Consider the following 16495-nt stretch of genomic DNA (forward strand, 5'->3'; position numbering starts at 1 on the left):
CCGTCAGGCGGTCAGACCCGGGATCTCGATGGGCTTGCTGTCGGCCGCGAGGGTCACGATGGCGCGCTTGGTGCTCTTGCGCTGTCCGTACCCGGTGCGGGTGCGCTTGCGCTTGCCCTGACGGTTAGCGGTGTTCACGGACTCCACCGTGACGCCGAAGATCTCCTGGATGGCGATCTTGATCTGCGTCTTGTTGGCGTCCGGTGCCACCAGGAACGTGTACACGCCCTGCTCGAGCAGGCCGTAGGCCTTCTCGGAGACGACCGGGGCGAGGATCACGTCCCGGGGATCGGCGACGGTGCTCACTTGTCGGCCTCCTTCGCAGCCTTGCCGGCGAGCGAACGGCTCGCCTGCGTGACGAACGCGTCCAGAGCCTCGACCGAGAACACGACGTCGTCGGCGTTCAGGACGTCGTAGGTGTTGAGCTGATCCGGAGCGATCGGGTGGACATGATCGAGGTTGGCGGCGGAGCGCCATGCGGCGAGGTCCTCACGACCGACCACGATCAGGAACTTCTTCCGGTCGGACAGGGTGCCGAGGAAGTCACGGACACCGGAGGTCGACGGCTTCTGGCCCTCGACGAACTCGGTGACCACGTGGATGCGCTCGCTGGCGGCCCGGTCGGACAGGGCGCCACGGAGAGCGGCGGCCTTCATCTTCTTGGGGGTGCGCTGCGAGTAGTCACGCGGCTTGGGGCCGTGGACCGTACCGCCGCCGGTGTAGGCGGGAGCGCGGGTCGAGCCCTGACGGGCGCGGCCGGTGCCCTTCTGGCGGAACGGCTTACGACCGCCGCCGCTGACCTCGCCGCGGGTCTTGGTCGAGTGGGTGCCCTGCCGCGCCGCGGCGAGCTGCGCCACTACGACCTGGTGCATCAGGGGCAGGTTGGGCTCGACGCCGAAGATCTCGGCGGGGAGCTCGACCGATCCGTCGGTCGAGCCGGCCGGGGTACGGACATCCAGCTTGAGGTTCACGGTGTTCTCCGTCGTGGTCATGCGCGCGCACCGCCCTTCACAGCGGAACGGACCATCACGAGGCCGCCGTTGCGACCCGGGATGGCTCCCTTGATGAGGAGGACGCCGGCCTCGGCGTCGACCTTGTGGACCTTGAGGTTCATGGTGGTCACACGCTCGTTGCCCATGCGGCCGGCCATGGCCTTGCCCTTGAAGACGCGGCCGGGCGTCGAGGCGCCGCCGATGGAACCCGGCTTACGGTGCACGGCCTGGGTACCGTGCGAGGCACCCTGGCCGGCGAAGCCGTGGCGCTTCATGGTGCCGGCGAAACCTTTGCCCTTCGACGTGCCGGTGACGTCGACGAAGGCGCCGTCCTCGAACACGTCGGCGCCGATCTCCTGACCGATCTCGAAGCCGGCGGCCTGCTCGGCGTTGTCGAGGCGGATCTCGGCGATGTGGCGGCGCGGGGTGACCCCGGCCTTCTCGAACTGACCCGCGACCGGCTTGGTGACCTTGCGGGGGTCGACCGCGCCGAACGCGATCTGGACGGCGTTGTAGCCGTCGTTCTCTTCGGTACGAATCCCGGTCACGACGCACGGCCCGGCCTTCACGACGGTCACCGGGACCACCCGGTTGTTCTCGTCGAAGACCTGGGTCATGCCGAGCTTGGCGCCCAGGATGCCCTTGATCTCGGTGTTACTCATCTGTTCACTGTCTCCGCTGCACGTTGCTTGCTGACCGCTACGCGGTCGGAGGTCACTGGATGTTGACGTCGACGCTGGCAGGCAGGTCGATGCGCATGAGCGCGTCCACGGTCTTCGGCGTGGGGTCGAGAATGTCGATCAGCCGCTTGTGGGTACGCATCTCGAAGTGCTCACGCGAATCCTTGTACTTGTGCGGCGAGCGGATGACGCAGTAGACGTTCTTCTCGGTGGGCAGCGGCACCGGGCCGACGACACGAGCACCCGTACGGGTCACCGTCTCGACGATCTTGCGCGCCGAGGCGTCGATGGCCTCGTGGTCATAGGCCTTGAGCCGGATGCGGATCTTTTGTCCCGCCACTTCGTCCTCTTCTCCTCCCGCCCATGAAGGCGGCTGTCGTGAGCGCCCTCGCCGCGCGGGGACACTGCTGTGTTCGCTTGTCATACGTGACACCGTCAGACCGTCGATAACCCGGTCTCGTGCATCGGTGCCCGTCGTGGAGGGCTCCCCCGTGCACGCACATGACACGACTACGAGACCTCCAGAGGACGGGATGCCGCACACTCGCGCGAGGCGAGGATGACGGCGGACCGATCCGCTGCCGCTGTTGACGTGTCACGACGCGTCCACGCGGTCGGGCGTGTCGCCCTCCCGCTTTTCCGGCGGGTGATCGCTCACCCGCCCTTGTCGTGCTCGCCCGACCAACCCGGCACCACGAACCGATCCGTGAGGACCCATCCGCAGACGCCGCCTTGTCCGGGCAACTTGACCAGTATGCAGTACATCGTCGCCGGGGGCAAAATCGGCGCGCCCCGGCGATCCGACGCCCACGCCGTGTCGTCCCGGACGGCGCCACGGCGCGCGCCACGACTTGGGTACCGTCGGGGAGATCAGCGACCCCGTCCGCGCCTAGGAGAGCTGCCCGTGAACAGTCGACGTGAACCCCGCGATCCTGTCGCCTATCGAAGGGACAGGCGGCAGGCGGTCCTCCGCCATCATCCCGACAAGGGAGGTGACCCCGACGCGCTCCTGCGCGCTCTCGAGGAGGTGGACAGGCGACACGGGGTCATCGGCACCGGTCGCGCCGATCACGGCGCCAGTGCCGAGCAGGTCGCCGCGGTCGCGGTGACGGCGTTCGCGGGGGTCGCCGCTGTCGGCCTGTCCGTGGCCATGAGCATCCTCGGCCGCCGTAGGTGATCGACGCCGCCCCACCGCCTCCCACGGAATGCGTGAAGGGCGCCCCACCTCGCGGTGGGACGCCCTTCACATGTGGTGCGAGTTGATCACCCGCGCCGTGGGATCACTCGATCACTTGATGATCTTGGTGACCTGGCCGGCGCCGACGGTGCGGCCACCCTCACGGATGGCGAACCGCAGGCCCTCGTCCATGGCGACCGGCTGGATGAGCTCGACGCTCATCTCGGTGTTGTCGCCCGGCATGACCATCTCGGTGCCCTCGGGGAGGGTCACGACGCCGGTCACGTCCGTGGTACGGAAGTAGAACTGCGGGCGGTAGTTGTTGAAGAACGGCGTGTGACGGCCGCCCTCGTCCTTGGACAGGATGTAGGCCTGACCCTCGAACGTGGTGTGCGGGGTGTAGGCGCCCGGCTTGATGACGACCTGGCCACGCTCGACGTCCTCGCGCTTGAGGCCACGGACCAGCAGACCGACGTTGTCGCCCGCCTCGCCGTAGTCGAGGAGCTTACGGAACATCTCGATGCCCGTGATGGTGGTCTTGGTCGCCTTGTCACGGATACCGATGAGCTCGACGTCCTCGTTGACGTTGATCTGGCCACGCTCGATACGACCGGTGACGACGGTGCCACGACCGGTGATCGTGAAGACGTCCTCGACGGGCATGAGGAACGGCTTGTCGGTCTCACGCTCGGGATCGGGGATCGAGTCGTCGCAGGCCTGCATGAGGTCGCGAACGGCCTGGACCCACTTCTCGTCACCCTCGAGCGCCTTCAGCGCCGAGATGTGCACGACGGGGGCGTCCTCGTCGAACTCCTGCGAGGCCAGCAGCTCGCGGACCTCCATCTCGACGAGCTCGAGGATCTCCTCGTCGTCGACCATGTCGCACTTGTTGAGAGCGACGAGGATGTAGGGAACGCCGACCTGACGGGCGAGCAGCACGTGCTCACGGGTCTGGGGCATCGGGCCGTCGGTGGCCGCCACGACCAGGATCGCGCCGTCCATCTGGGCGGCACCGGTGATCATGTTCTTGATGTAGTCGGCGTGACCGGGGGCGTCGACGTGCGCGTAGTGACGCTTCTCGGTCTGGTACTCGACGTGGGAGATGTTGATCGTGATACCACGAGCCTTCTCCTCCGGCGCCTTGTCGATCTCGTCGAACGCGAAGGCGTCGTTGAGCTCGGGGTAGGTGTCCGCCAGAACCTTGGTGATGGCCGCGGTGGTGGTGGTCTTACCGTGGTCGACGTGACCGATGGTGCCGATGTTAACGTGCGGCTTCGTCCGCTCGAACTTCGCCTTCGCCACTTGTTGTCCTCCTGGACTGGTCTGTCCCCACCCGTCGAGGTGGGCACTGCATTGTGTGGGGTCTGATCTTACTCATCGTGCCGTGAGGCACGAACCGGCGGCCACCCGGAGGTTCGACCGTGCGCCGCCGGCATCGGCCCCGGTGCGCCTTCACAGACGCACCGGAGCCGTACCGGTCACTCGCCGGTCGCCTTGGCGATGATCTCCTTGGCCACGCTCGCCGGAACCTCGGCGTAGTGGGAGAAGACCATCGAGTAGTTCGCCCGGCCCTGCGTCTTCGACCGGAGGTCGCCGACGTAGCCGAACATCTCGGAAAGCGGCACGTTGGCCTTCACGACGCGGGCGCCGGAGCGCTCCTCCATCGCGATGACCTGGCCGCGGCGGGAGTTGAGGTCGCCGATGACGTCACCCATGTAGTCCTCGGGCGTCACGACCTCGACGGCCATGAGCGGCTCAAGGATCACGGGCTGGCACTTGCGGGCAGCCTCCTTGAAGGCCATCGAACCCGCGACCTTGAACGCCATCTCGGACGAGTCCACCTCGTGGTACGCACCGTCGACCAGGGTCGCCTTGACGTTGACCATCGGGTACCCGGCGAGGATGCCGTACTGCATCGCGTCCTGGATGCCGGCGTCCACGGAGGGGATGTACTCCTTGGGCACGCGGCCACCGGTGACCTTGTCGCTGAACTCGTAGGTCGAGCCCTCTTCGACGGCCTCCTGGTCGAGGGGCTCCAGCGCGATCTGCACCTTCGCGAACTGACCGGAACCACCGGTCTGCTTCTTGTGGGTGTAGTCGTACTTGTCGATCGAGCCCTTGATGGTCTCGCGGTACGCGACCTGGGGCTTACCGACGTTGGCCTCGACCTTGAACTCGCGCTTCATGCGGTCCACGAGGACGTCCAGGTGCAGCTCGCCCATGCCGCCGATGACCGTCTGCCCGGTCTCCTCGTCCAGACGCACGGAGAAGGTGGGGTCCTCCTCGGCGAGCTTCTGGATGGCGGTCGACAGCTTCTCCTGGTCGGCCTTGGTCTTGGGCTCGATCGAGACGTCGATGACCGGGTCCGGGAACGTCATCGACTCGAGGACGACCTGGTTGTTCAGGTCGCACAGCGTGTCACCGGTGGTGGTGTCCTTGAGTCCGATGAAGGCGTAGATGTTGCCGGCCACGGCCTCGTCGACCGGGTTCTCCTTGTTGGCGTGCATCTGGAAGAGCTTGCCGACGCGCTCCTTCTTGCCCTTGGTCGAGTTGGCGACCTGGGCACCCGGCTCGACACGACCCGAGTAGACGCGCACGAACGTGAGCTTGCCGAAGAAGGGGTGCACGGCGATCTTGAACGCCAGCGCGGAGAACGGCTCGTCCTTGGACGGCTTCCGCAGGATCTCGGTCTCCTCGTCGCCGACCTTGTGGCCGTGGACCTCACCGATGTCGAGCGGGGTCGGGAGGAAGTCGATGACCGCGTTGAGCATCGGCTGGACACCCTTGTTCTTGTACGCGGAACCGCACAGAACGGGATACACCTCGGAGTTGACGGTCATCTTGCGGATGGCCGCCTTGATCTCGTCGAGGGTCAGCTCTTCGCCGCCGAAGTACTTCTCCATGAGCTCTTCGCTGCTCTCGGCGACGGTCTCGAGGAGCTTCTCGCGGTACTCCTCGGCCTTCTCCTGGAGCTCGGCCGGGATGTCCTGGATCTGCGCCTCGGAACCGATCTCGGTCTTGCCCGGCCAGACGTGGGCCTTCATGGTCAGCAGGTCGACGATGCCGTCGAACTGGTCCTCGGCACCGATCGGCAGCTGCAGGACCAGCGGCTTGGCACCGAGACGGTCGATGATGGTCTGGACCGTGTAGTAGAAGTCCGCGCCCAGCTTGTCCATCTTGTTGACGAAGCAGATGCGGGGGACGTCGTACTTCTCGGCCTGGCGCCAGACCTGCTCGGACTGGGGCTCGACGCCCTCCTTGCCGTCGAAGACGGCGACGGCGCCGTCGAGCACGCGGAGCGAGCGCTCGACCTCGACGGTGAAGTCGACGTGACCCGGCGTGTCGATGATGTTGATCTGGTTGTCGTTCCAGAAGCAGGTCACCGCGGCCGAGGTGATCGTGATGCCGCGCTCCTTCTCCTGCTCCATCCAGTCGGTGGTCGACGCGCCGTCGTGGGTCTCGCCGGCCTTGCGGTTGACACCCGTGTAGAACAGGATGCGCTCGGTCGTGGTGGTCTTACCGGCGTCGATGTGCGCCATGATGCCGATGTTTCGGACCTTGTTGAGGTCGGTCAGCACGTCCTGTGCCACGGATTCTCCCGATTGTGAGTCGTCGGTGGCCCGTGCGGTCGGTGTCGACCGTCCGAACCGGGTCGGTGTTACTGCCGGTACCCGCACTCGGTGCGGCCGGTACGGGCCTTGTTCAATGATGCCACCCGGCGGGTGACCACGGGACCCTGGCCGGGGGGTCGTCATCGACGCCGCCCCGGCCACGGCCCCACCGGATCACCAGCGGTAGTGCGCGAACGCCCGGTTGGCCTCGGCCATCTTGTGCGTGTCCTCGCGACGCTTGACCGCGGCACCCAGGCCGTTGGAGGCGTCCAGGATCTCGTTGGCCAGGCGCTCGACCATCGTGTTCTCGCGACGCTGCCGGGAGAAGGTCACCAGCCAGCGCATCGCCAGGGTCGTCGAACGACCGGGGCGGACCTCGACGGGCACCTGGTAGGTGGCGCCGCCGACACGACGGGAGCGGACCTCGAGGGCCGGGCGGACGTTGTCCAGGGCCTTCTTGAGGGTGATGACCGGGTCGGTCCCGGTCTTCTCGCGGCAGATCTCGAGCGCCGAGTAGACGATGCGCTCGGCGGTGGTCTTCTTGCCGTCGAGGAGGATCTTGTTCACGAGCTGCGTGACCAGCGGCGACCCGTAGACCGGGTCATTGATGAGCTGGCGCTTCGGGGCGGGACCCTTACGAGGCATTACTTCTCCTTCTTGGCGCCGTAGCGGGAGCGGGCCTGCTTGCGGTCCTTCACACCCTGGGTGTCGAGCGAGCCGCGGATGATCTTGTAACGGACACCCGGGAGGTCCTTCACACGACCGCCGCGCACGAGCACCATCGAGTGCTCCTGCAGGTTGTGGCCCTCACCGGGGATGTAGGCGGAGACCTCGACGCCGCTGGTCAGGCGCACTCGGGCGACCTTACGGAGCGCGGAGTTCGGCTTCTTGGGGGTCGTGGTGTACACGCGGGTGCACACGCCGCGACGCTGAGGCGAGCCCTTGAGGGCAGCCGTCGACGTCGCCGACTTCTTGTCCTGGCGGCCCTTGCGGACCAGCTGGTTGATGGTTGGCATGAACCGACTTTCTCTAGCTGGCGGCCTCCGTCGGGGGCGACCACCGGTCTCTGGGACATGGCTCGTATCCGGACTCTCGCGCACCTGTCGCCGCGCACGGGCGACCTCGTCAGCCGCTCTCGCTGGCCTACAGGGCACGATCCTCCAGCTCGCATACTGCGAGCACGATGGTCAAGCCTAACCGCCGGAAGGAGTGGCGGTCAAAATGAGGCATTAGCGACGTCCCCGGCCGGCGACCCGGGGGTCTCCGCGAGGACGCCGTCGAGGGTCTGCGCCCAGAACCGCACGATCTTCTCACGTCTCTCGGAGTCATCCGAGAGGACGTCGGCGAGGCCGAGCCCGCGGGCGAGGTCGAGGGTGGTCTGGAGCCCGCGTCGCACGCGGACGTCGCCGGCGTCGCGGCCGAGTGCCGCCGCGGCGATGGCCAGCACCTCGCGGGACATGTGGTTCTCGAGGGGCAGGACCCTGTCGCGGAGCGCCGGATCGCTCGCCGCGGCGGTCCATACGTGCAGGGCGGCCTTGAACAGGTCCGAGGTGTAGTGCTGGACGATGAAACCCACCACGGCCACGGTGCGCTCGGGGCCGGGCTCGGGCAGGTCGAGTCCGCCACGTCGGACGTCGGAGATGCGCTGCTCGATCATGTGCCCGAGCGCGGCGGTGATGAGGTCCTCGCGGGTCGGGAAGTGGTGCTGGGCGGCGCCCCGTGAGACGCCGGCGGCGGCGGCCACCGCCCCGACGGTGGTGGCCGCCCAGCCCTGGGTGGCGAGGAGGTCGATGGAGGCACCGAGCAGTCGCTCCCGCGTGATGCGGCTGCGGTCCTGCTTTGGCGCGCGCTGCTCTGGTGCCGTCATCGGTCCTCCTGTTACCAGTCCTGCTCGTCGTAGATGATCACACCGCGGAGGTTCTTGCCGTCACGCATGTCCTGGTAGCCCTGGTTGATCTCCTCGAGCCGGTAGGTCTTGGTGATGAGTTCGTCGAGCTTGAGGTTGCCCGCCCGGTACTGGTGCAGCAGGTGTGGGATCTGCTTGCGCGGACCGGTGCCGCCGAAGATAGCCCCCTGCAGGGTCTTCTGCTGCATCGCCAGGTCGAGGATCGAGATCTGGGCGTCGACCGCGTTCATGTCGCCGAGCCCCACCACCACGCACCGCCGCCCCTTACCCGTGAGCAGCAGCCCCGGGAGCAGGTCCTTGCCCTCGACGACGCCCATGGTGAGGATGACGAGGTCGGCCATGCGGCCCCAGCTGATCTCCCCCACCAGCCCCATCGCCTCGTCCATCGAGGCGCAGGTGTGGGTCGCGCCGAACTCCACGGCCTTCTCCCGCTTGAACTCGACCGGGTCGACCGCGACGATGGCGCGGGCGCCCGCGGCCGCCGCGCCCTGCACGGAGTTGATGCCGATGCCGCCCACGCCGACGACCACGACGATGTCGCCCTCCTTGGCGCCGCCGATCTCCGTGGCGGATCCCCAGCCCGTGCACACGCCACAACCCAGCAGGGCCGCCTTGTCGAGGGGGATGTCCTTCTCGATCTTGATGACCGACGACTGGTGCACCGTGACGTGGGGCGCGAAGGTGCCGAGGACGCACATGGTGGCGACGTCGGTCCCGTCCGCGGTGTGGACCCGGTACCCGCCGTCGCTGATCGCCCGCCCGCTGAGCAGGCCGGCGCCGTTGTCGCAGAGGTTCTGCAGCCCCTCGGAGCAGGGCGGGCAGGTCCCACAGGCGGGGATGAAGGCCAGGACGACGTGATCGCCCTCCTCGAGTCCGATCACCCCCTCCCCCACCTTCGTGATCACGCCGGCCCCCTCGTGACCGCCCATGATCGGGTAGGACTCGAACTGCAGGTCGCCGGTGAGCAGGTGCTCGTCGGAGTGGCAGAGGCCTGACGCTGCCAGCTTGATCTGGACCTCCCCGGCCTTGGGATCGTCGATGTCGACGTCGACGATCTCCCAGCCGTCCTGCTTCGGCTCCCGGATGATGGCGGCCTTGGTGCGCATTCGTGTCTCCTCGGATGAGAAAGGGTGATGAGCGAGAAAGGATGATGTGACACCGGTCATGTGACCAGTGTCACAGCCCAACCTACTCCGACTCTGCTGCCCAGGAGGGCTGTCTGCGTTCCAGGAACGCCGTCATCCCCTCGGCGACCTCGGAGGTACCGAACAGGCGGGCCGTGATGCCCGCCAGGTCCTCGCCCCGGGCGTCCAACTCGGCGAGCAATGGTGCGCTGAGCAGGGCCTTGTTCTCCTCGAGGCCTTGTGGTGAGCAGGGCCTGAACGCCGCGACGAGCTCGTCGACGGCGGGGTCGAGGTCCTCCACGGCCTCGGAGAGCAGCCCGATCGCCCGTGCATGGGCGGCATCGAACTTCTCGCCCGTCAGCAGTGCCCGGGTGAGGTCACGCGAGTTCACGCGCGCCGCCAGCGGTACCGAGATCATGGCCGCGGCGAGACCGAGGCGGACCTCGGTCAGTGCGAACGTCGAGGCCGGGCCGGCCAGCGCGAAGTCGCATGCCGCCACCAGTCCCATCCCGCCTGCACGGACGTGTCCGTCGACGGCCGCGATCACCGGTTTGGGATGGGACACGATCGCCCGCAGCAGGTTCAGGAAGATCCGGGTCCGCTCGGCCGCCTGCTCCTCCGGAGTGCTCTCCGAACCGGCGGCCGAGGCCTCCGAGAGGTCCGCCCCGGCGCAGAACGTGCCGCCCGCGTGCCCGAGCACCACCACCCGGGCGGTGTCCTCGTCGGCCGCGCGATCGAGCGCGGCATGGAGTTGCTCGACGAGAGCCGTGGAGATGGCGTTCCGGTTGTGCTGCGAGTCGAGGGTGAGGCGGGCGGCACCGCCGGAGACCTCGTAGCGCACCAGGGACCGACCGGCCCCGGCCTGATCACTCATGGTCCGATCACTCATCGCCTGGTCACTCATGTCACGCCCCTCAGTAGCTCTTCGGCAGCCCGAGCGAATGCTGGGCGACGTAGTTGAGGATCATCTCCCGGCTGACGGGCGCGATCCGGGGCAGCCGGGACGCGGCGAGCATCCCCGCCAGGCCGTACTCGACCGACAGTCCGTTGCCGCCGAGGGTCTGGATGGCCTGGTCGACCGAGCGGGCCGAGACCTCTCCGGAGGCGTACTTGGCCATGTTCGCGGCCTCCCCGGCGAGGTCGTCGCGGCCGGCGTCGACCAGGGCGGCGGCCTTGCGCATCATCAGCCGCGCGAGTTCCACCTCGATCTTGCACTGCGCGAGAGGATGGGCGACACCCTGGTGCGCGCCGATGGGGGTCTTCCACACGGCGCGCTCGTTGGCGTACTTCGCGGCCCGGTCCAGGGCGAAGCGCGCGGTACCGCACGCCATCCCGGAGGCCATGATGCGCTCGGGGTTGAGGCCGGCGAACAGCATGAGCATGGCGGTGTCGCCGTCGCCGATGAGCGCCTCGGCGGGCACGCGGACGTCGTCGAAGTACAGCTGGAACTGCCGCTCGGGCGTGCGGACCTCGGTGGGGATGTGCGTCCGCTCGAGGCCGGGCGCGTCGGTGGGGACCATGAACAACGCCGGTTCGAGCCGACCGGAGGTGGAGCCCTCGAGGCGCGCCACGACGAGGATCGCGTCGGCCTGGTCGACGCCGGAGATGTACGTCTTCTGGCCGGAGATGAGGAAGTCGGAGCCGTCGCGACGGGCCGTCGTGGTGATGGCGTGCGAGTTGGACCCGGCGTCGGGTTCGGTGATCGCGAACGAGGTGATCGTCTCGCCCGACGCGATGCCCGGCAGCCAGCGCTTCTTCTGCTCCTCGGTGCCGAACCGCGAGATGATGGTGCCGTTGATGGCCGGAGAGACCACCATCATGAGCAGCCCGGCGCCGGCGGCGGAGAGCTCCTCCTCGACGATCGCGAGCTCGGTCATCCCGGCGCCGCCGCCGCCGTACTCCTCGGGCAGGTTCACGCCGAGCAGGCCGAGCTTCCCGGCCTCGGTCCACAGCTCGTCTGTGGTCTCACCCGCGTCGGACTTGGATCGCATGTACTCGAGCCCGTAGCGCGAGCCCAGGTCGTAGGCGACCTTCCGGAGCTGGGCCTGCTCGTCGGTGTCGATCACGGGGTTGGGGATCTGTGAGACGTCGGTCATCGTGATTACTCCTGGGTGGTGGCGTCGGTGCTGTCGGTGTGGGTGCCGGGTTCGGTGACGACGGCGAGGACCGTTCCCGACTCGACCTGGGTGCCGACCTCCACGGGGAGCTCGGTGACGACTCCGTCGACGGCGGCCGCGATGGTGTGTTCCATCTTCATGGCCTCCATCCACAACAGGGGCTGGCCTGCGGTGACGGTGTCCCCGACGGAGACGGCCACCCGGATGACCGCGCCGGGCATGGGTGCGAGCAGGGACCCCGCCGCGACCTCGGTGGCCGGGTCGGTGTACCGGGGCGGCTCGGTGAGCGAGACGGGGCCGAGCGGCGAGTCGACCTCGACGACCGTGTCGGCGCCGGGTGTCTCGTAGCGCGCCACGGTGAACACCCGGCGCACCCCCCGGATCGCGAGGACGGCGGAGTCGGCGGACACGTCCTCGATGCTGACGACGTCGGCGAGCTCACCGTCCGGACGGGGGCCCGAGCGGTCGCGGAGGTAGCTCACCTCGAGCTCGTCCTCGCCGATCCGGAACGTGCGCTTCTGGAGGGTGCGACCGACGTTGCGGAACCCGGGCTGTGCCCGAGCCACCGGTCCGGCGAGGTGATCGGCGGTGCCGGAGACGACCGCGGCGGCCAGGGCGGAGATCCGCACCGCCTCGGGGTCCGCGAGCGGGGCGGCCAGCGACTCGGCGCCGTGATCGTCGAGGAACGCGGTCGAGAGGTTGCCGGCGATGAACTCGGGGTGGCGCAGTACGCGGACGAGCTGCGCGCGGTTGGTGGTCAGGCCGTGGACCTTCGCGCGGGACAGTGCCCCGGCGAGGGACGCACAGGCCTCGGCGCGGGTGCGTCCGTAGGAGATCACCTTGGCCAGCATGGGGTCGTAGTGCACGCCGATCAGGGCGCCGTCGGGGCCCGGTTCGACACCGCTGTCCAGGCGGATGCCCGGGCGCTGCGGCCCGGAGAACCGCGCGGAGACGCCCGGAACGTCGAGCGCCCACAGGGTCCCCGACCCGGGCGCGTAGTCGTTCGCGGGGTCCTCGGCGTACAGGCGCGCCTCGAGCGACCATCCGTGGGCGGCCGGCGGTTCGGCGGACGGCAGCGGCAGGCCTGCGGCCACGTCGAACTGGAGGGCGACGAGGTCCAGACCGGTGGTGGCCTCGGTGACCGGGTGCTCCACCTGGAGTCGGGTGTTCATCTCGAGGAAGAAGAACTCGCCGTCGTCGGTGGCCAGGAACTCCACGGTGCCGGCGCCGGTGTACCCGATCGCGGCGGCGGCGCTGCGCGCCGCCTCGTAGAGCTTCTCCCGCATGCCGGGGGTGCGATCGACGAGCGGGCTGGGGGCCTCCTCGATGACCTTCTGGTGTCGGCGCTGGATGGAACACTCGCGCTCCCCGACCGCCCAGACCGTGCCGTGGGCGTCGGCCATGATCTGGACCTCGATGTGCCGGCCGCGCTCGAGGTAGCGCTCGCAGAACACCGCGTCGTCACCGAAGGCCGACCCGGCCTCGCGCTGCGCGGCGGCGATCTCGTCCTGCAGCGAGTCGAGGGTGCGGACGACGCGCATGCCGCGACCACCGCCACCGGCGGAGGCCTTGATCAGGACGGGGAGCATGTCGGCGGTGACGTCGGCGGGTTCGAGGTCGGTGAGCATCGGCACGCCCGCGCCGGCCATCATCTTCTTGGCCTCGATCTTCGAGCCCATCGCCTCGATGGCGGCGACGGGTGGGCCGACCCAGGTCAGGCCGGCGTCGATGACGGCGCGGGCGAACCCGGCGTTCTCAGACAGGAAGCCGTACCCGGGGTGGACGGCGTCGGCGCCGGCGGCCTTCGCGGCCTCGATCACCAGGTCGCCGCGCAGGTAGGTCTCTCCCGGGGTGTTGCCCGGCAGGCGGACGGCGGCGTCGGCCTCGCGGGTGTGGGGCGCGTCCGCGTCGGCGTCGGAGAAGACGGCGACGGTGCTCATCCCGAGCGCGCGGGCGGTGTGGTGGACGCGCCGGGCGATCTCGCCGCGGTTGGCCACCAGGACGGACGTGATGGGTGTGGTGCTCATGGTCTCGTTCCTCACATCCGGAAGACGCCGAAGCGGTCGGTTCCGGCGACCTCTCCGGAGTGGATCGCGGACAGGCTGAGGCCCAGCACCGTCCGGGTGTCTCGGGGGTCGATGACGCCGTCGTCGTAGAGCATCCCGGACAGGAACGCCGGCAACGACTCGGACTCGATCTGGTCGGCGATCGCCGCCTTGAGCCCCTCGATGGTCTCGGGGTCCATCTCCTCTCCACGGGCGGCCGACGCGGCGGCCGCCACCGAGGTGACGACGTCGGCGAGCTGCTGGCCGCCCATCACCGCGGACTTGGCGCTCGGCCAGGTGTAGAGGAATCGCGGGTCGAAGGCGCGGCCGCACATGCCGTAGTGGCCGGCGCCGTAGGACGCGGCCGTGATGAGCGACAGGTGCGGGACCTCGGAGTTGGAGACGGCGTTGATCATCATGGCGCCGTGTTTGATGATGCCGCCGCGCTCGTACTCCGAGCCGACCATGTAGCCCGTGGTGTTGTGCATGAACAGCAGCGGGGTGTCGTAGCGGTTGGCCAGTTCGATGAACTGCGTGGCCTTCTGGGCCTCCTCGCTGAAGAGCACGCCGCGGGCGTTGGCGATGATGCCGATCGGGTAGCCGTGGATCTCGGCCCACCCGGTGCACAGGCTCGCGCCGTAGAGGGGCTTGAACTCGTCGAAGTCCGAGCCGTCCACGATGCGGGCGATGATCTCGCGCGGGTCGAAGGGGATCCTGAGGTCGTCGGGCACGATCCCCAGGAGCTCGTCGGCGCTGTAGAGCGGTTCGATCACGTCCGCGCGCGGGGCGCGCCCGGCCTTGGTCCAGTTGAGGCGGCGGACGATGCCGCGGGTGATACGCGCGGCGTCGGACTCGTCGACGGCGAGGTGGTCGGCCAGCCCGGAGACCCGCGCGTGCATGTCGGCGCCACCGAGAGTCTCCTCGTCGGCGATCTCCCCGGTCGCGGCCTTGACCAACGGAGGGCCGGCCAGGAAGACCTTGGACCGCTCCTCGATCATGACGACGTGATCGCTCATACCGGGCACGTACGCGCCGCCGGCGGTGGAGTTGCCGTACACGACGGCGATGGTGGGGATGCCGGCCTTGGACAGCCGGGTGAGGTCACGGAACAGACCGCCGCCCGGGACGAAGACCTCCTTCTGCGTGGGCAGGTCGGCGCCGCCGGACTCGACGAGGCTGATGACCGGGAGCCGGTTCTTCATGGCGACGTCGTTGAGTCGCAGGATCTTGCGCAGGGTCCAGGGGTTGGAGGTGCCGCCCTTGACCGTGGGGTCGTTGGCGATGAGCAGGCACTCGACACCGGAGACCACCCCGATCCCGGCGACCACGGAGGCGCCGGTCTGGAAGTCCGAGCCCCACGCGGCGAGCGCGCACAGTTCGAGGAAGGGCGACTCGCGGTCGAGGATCATGTCGATCCGCTCGCGGGCGGTGAATTTGCCGCGCTCGCGGTGGCGGGCGACCTTGCGCTCGCCGCCGCCGGCCAGCGCCGGTTCGAGGTCGGTGGCGAGCTGGTCCAGCTTGCCCTCCATGGCCTCTCTCGCTGCGCCGAACTCGGCGCTGGTGGTGTCCAGTGTGGACCGCAGGATGGTCATGCCGTGTACCCCAAACGTCGTCCGGCGAGGGTGGTGAGGATCTCGGTGGTGCCGCCGCCGATGCCGAGGAGTCGGACGTCGCGGTACTGGCGGCTCACCTCGGACTCGGCCATGAAGCCGAGCCCTCCGAAAAGCTGCACTGCCTGGTTGGCGACCCATTCGGCGCACTCGACGGCGGTGTTCTTGGCGAAGCAGACCTCGGCGATGGCGTCGTGCCCGGCGACGGCGAGGTCGGCGCACCGGTGCGTGTAGGTGCGGGCCACGTCGACGCGACGGGCCATCTCGGTGACCGTGTTCTGCACGGCCTGGCGCGACAGCAGCGGGCGGCCGAAGGTCTCGCGCTCGCGAACCCAGGCCAGGGTGACGTCGAGGCAGCGTTGGGCGTGCGAGTAGCCCTGGGCGGCCAGCGCGATCCGCTCGCCCACGAAGCCGATGGCGATCTGCGCGAACCCGTCGTTCTCCTCGCCGACGAGGTTCTCGACCGGCACCCGGCAGTCGGTGAAGGTCAACTCCGCGGTGTCCGAGGCGCGCCAGCCCAGCTTTTCCAGCGGGGGCGAGCGGTGGAACCCCGGGGTGTCGGTGGGGATCACCAGGAGGCTGACGCCGGACGCACCGGGTAGGTCCTCGCCGCCGGTGCGGACCGCGGTGACGACGAAGTCGGCGCGGGTACCGGAGGTGATGTACGTCTTGGCTCCGTTGACGACGAAGTGGTCGCCGTCCCGGCGGGCGCTGGTGGTCAGGTGTCCGACGTCCGAGCCCCCGCCGGGCTCGGTGATGGCCAAGGAGCCGATCATCTCGCCGGCCAGCGTGGGGCGGACCCACCGGTCGATCTGGTCGGGGCGCCCGGACTGGGCGAGGTGCGGGGTGGCGATGCCGCAGGTGAAGAGGGAGGCGAAGACCCCGCCGGACACGCCCGCCTCGTGGAGGACCTCGCACACGATGAGGGAGTCGCGCATGTCTCCCCCGCCGCCGCCGACCTCCTCGGGGAACGACACGCCGAGCAGGCCGAGGTCACCGGCCGCGCGGTGCACGTCGCGGGGGATCGCTCCGGCGGCCTCCCACTTGTCCTGGTGCGGCAGGATCTCGCGCTCGGCGAAGCGGGTCGTGGTCTCGCGCAGGGCGAGACGTTCGTCGGTGTACCAGGGGTCCCCGGGTACATGAGGTGGGACGGTGGGGGCGGTACTGCGCGGGATGGTCACGCGTTCTCCTCGGCGGCCGCGCGGGCGGCATCGGCGGTGGTGGGCACGGGGG

General features: G+C 68.9%; 16 protein-coding genes. 1 reads left to right on the plus strand and 15 read right to left on the minus strand.

Annotated elements, in window-relative coordinates; genetic code table 11:
• Nucleotides 1-3: 3 nt before the first annotated feature.
• Genes rplW through rpsJ form a run of 4 tightly spaced genes read right to left on the minus strand, consistent with a single transcriptional unit; the run spans nucleotide 4 to nucleotide 2012 of the window.
• Nucleotides 4-306, minus strand: coding sequence for a 50S ribosomal protein L23 (gene rplW / locus KHA85_RS03780; RefSeq protein WP_007628130.1), 303 nt, complete (start codon nucleotides 304-306; stop codon nucleotides 4-6).
• Nucleotides 303-992 (minus strand): 50S ribosomal protein L4, encoded by a 690-nt coding sequence (gene rplD, locus KHA85_RS03785; RefSeq protein ID WP_007628131.1) that lies wholly within the window; start codon nucleotides 990-992, stop codon nucleotides 303-305. Before rplD ends, rplW begins: the two co-directional genes overlap by 4 nt.
• Nucleotides 989-1654 carry a 50S ribosomal protein L3 gene (gene rplC / locus KHA85_RS03790; protein WP_063971881.1) on the minus strand — a complete coding sequence of 222 codons (666 nt, stop codon included), beginning with the start codon at nucleotides 1652-1654 and terminating at the stop codon, nucleotides 989-991. Before rplC ends, rplD begins: the two co-directional genes overlap by 4 nt.
• 52 nt (nucleotides 1655-1706) lie before the next feature.
• Nucleotides 1707-2012 (minus strand): 30S ribosomal protein S10, encoded by a 306-nt coding sequence (rpsJ, locus tag KHA85_RS03795; protein ID WP_003938093.1) that lies wholly within the window; start codon nucleotides 2010-2012, stop codon nucleotides 1707-1709.
• A 564-nt stretch (nucleotides 2013-2576) separates the two neighbouring features.
• Between rpsJ and KHA85_RS03800 the strand changes: the two genes are divergently transcribed.
• The gene (locus KHA85_RS03800; protein ID WP_007628135.1) at nucleotides 2577-2849 is read left to right on the plus strand and encodes a hypothetical protein; all 273 of its coding nucleotides are present in this window, start codon (nucleotides 2577-2579) and stop codon (nucleotides 2847-2849) included.
• 111 nt (nucleotides 2850-2960) lie between these two features.
• Here the strand turns inward: KHA85_RS03800 and tuf are convergent, their stop codons facing one another.
• The 11 genes from tuf to KHA85_RS03855 form a co-directional block, all read right to left on the minus strand.
• Nucleotides 2961-4151: an elongation factor Tu gene (gene tuf, locus KHA85_RS03805; RefSeq protein ID WP_063971880.1), complete on the minus strand. Its 1191-nt coding sequence runs from the start codon at nucleotides 4149-4151 to the stop codon at nucleotides 2961-2963.
• 176 nt (nucleotides 4152-4327) lie between these two features.
• The gene (gene fusA / locus KHA85_RS03810; protein ID WP_213184849.1) at nucleotides 4328-6439 is read right to left on the minus strand and encodes an elongation factor G; all 2112 of its coding nucleotides are present in this window, start codon (nucleotides 6437-6439) and stop codon (nucleotides 4328-4330) included.
• 195 nt (nucleotides 6440-6634) lie between these two features.
• Nucleotides 6635-7105: a 30S ribosomal protein S7 gene (rpsG, locus tag KHA85_RS03815; RefSeq protein WP_007628146.1), complete on the minus strand. Its 471-nt coding sequence runs from the start codon at nucleotides 7103-7105 to the stop codon at nucleotides 6635-6637.
• The gene (gene rpsL, locus KHA85_RS03820) at nucleotides 7105-7476 is read right to left on the minus strand and encodes a 30S ribosomal protein S12 (protein ID WP_007628148.1); all 372 of its coding nucleotides are present in this window, start codon (nucleotides 7474-7476) and stop codon (nucleotides 7105-7107) included. The genes rpsG and rpsL overlap by 1 nt, the downstream gene beginning before the upstream one ends.
• 200 nt (nucleotides 7477-7676) lie before the next feature.
• Nucleotides 7677-8327: a TetR family transcriptional regulator gene (locus tag KHA85_RS03825; protein WP_070720664.1), complete on the minus strand. Its 651-nt coding sequence runs from the start codon at nucleotides 8325-8327 to the stop codon at nucleotides 7677-7679.
• An 11-nt stretch (nucleotides 8328-8338) separates the two neighbouring features.
• Entirely contained in the window at nucleotides 8339-9472 is a 1134-nt protein-coding gene (locus KHA85_RS03830) for an NDMA-dependent alcohol dehydrogenase (RefSeq protein ID WP_131885278.1), read from the minus strand.
• Nucleotides 9473-9554: 82 nt separating this feature from the next.
• Nucleotides 9555-10364: an enoyl-CoA hydratase family protein gene (locus KHA85_RS03835; protein ID WP_213184850.1), complete on the minus strand. Its 810-nt coding sequence runs from the start codon at nucleotides 10362-10364 to the stop codon at nucleotides 9555-9557.
• A gap of 40 nt (nucleotides 10365-10404) precedes the next feature.
• Nucleotides 10405-11586 (minus strand): acyl-CoA dehydrogenase family protein, encoded by a 1182-nt coding sequence (locus KHA85_RS03840; protein WP_213184851.1) that lies wholly within the window; start codon nucleotides 11584-11586, stop codon nucleotides 10405-10407.
• 5 nt (nucleotides 11587-11591) lie between these two features.
• Nucleotides 11592-13634 carry an acetyl/propionyl/methylcrotonyl-CoA carboxylase subunit alpha gene (locus tag KHA85_RS03845; RefSeq protein WP_213184852.1) on the minus strand — a complete coding sequence of 681 codons (2043 nt, stop codon included), beginning with the start codon at nucleotides 13632-13634 and terminating at the stop codon, nucleotides 11592-11594.
• Nucleotides 13635-13645: 11 nt separating this feature from the next.
• Entirely contained in the window at nucleotides 13646-15244 is a 1599-nt protein-coding gene (locus KHA85_RS03850) for an acyl-CoA carboxylase subunit beta (RefSeq protein ID WP_213184853.1), read from the minus strand.
• The gene (locus KHA85_RS03855) at nucleotides 15241-16443 is read right to left on the minus strand and encodes an acyl-CoA dehydrogenase family protein (protein WP_213184854.1); all 1203 of its coding nucleotides are present in this window, start codon (nucleotides 16441-16443) and stop codon (nucleotides 15241-15243) included. The genes KHA85_RS03850 and KHA85_RS03855 overlap by 4 nt, the downstream gene beginning before the upstream one ends.
• Nucleotides 16444-16495 lie beyond the last annotated feature (52 nt).

The organism is Dietzia massiliensis (assembly GCF_018390595.1).
Taxonomy (GTDB): Bacteria; Actinomycetota; Actinomycetes; order Mycobacteriales; family Mycobacteriaceae; genus Dietzia; species Dietzia massiliensis.

Excerpts from the sequence above, each read along its gene's own strand:
- rpsL (WP_007628148.1), bottom strand. The coding sequence starts at position 7,476 with ATGCCAACCATCAACCAGCTGGTCCGCAAGGGCCGCCAGGACAAGAAG.
- KHA85_RS03845 (WP_213184852.1), bottom strand. The coding sequence starts at position 13,634 with ATGAGCACCACACCCATCACGTCCGTCCTGGTGGCCAACCGCGGCGAG.
- KHA85_RS03840 (WP_213184851.1), bottom strand. The coding sequence starts at position 11,586 with ATGACCGACGTCTCACAGATCCCCAACCCCGTGATCGACACCGACGAG.
- rplC (WP_063971881.1), bottom strand. The coding sequence starts at position 1,654 with ATGAGTAACACCGAGATCAAGGGCATCCTGGGCGCCAAGCTCGGCATG.
- KHA85_RS03835 (WP_213184850.1), bottom strand. The coding sequence starts at position 10,364 with ATGAGTGATCAGGCCGGGGCCGGTCGGTCCCTGGTGCGCTACGAGGTC.
- KHA85_RS03830 (WP_131885278.1), bottom strand. The coding sequence starts at position 9,472 with ATGCGCACCAAGGCCGCCATCATCCGGGAGCCGAAGCAGGACGGCTGG.
- rpsG (WP_007628146.1), bottom strand. The coding sequence starts at position 7,105 with ATGCCTCGTAAGGGTCCCGCCCCGAAGCGCCAGCTCATCAATGACCCG.
- KHA85_RS03825 (WP_070720664.1), bottom strand. The coding sequence starts at position 8,327 with ATGACGGCACCAGAGCAGCGCGCGCCAAAGCAGGACCGCAGCCGCATC.
- KHA85_RS03850 (WP_213184853.1), bottom strand. The coding sequence starts at position 15,244 with ATGACCATCCTGCGGTCCACACTGGACACCACCAGCGCCGAGTTCGGC.
- rplD (WP_007628131.1), bottom strand. The coding sequence starts at position 992 with ATGACCACGACGGAGAACACCGTGAACCTCAAGCTGGATGTCCGTACC.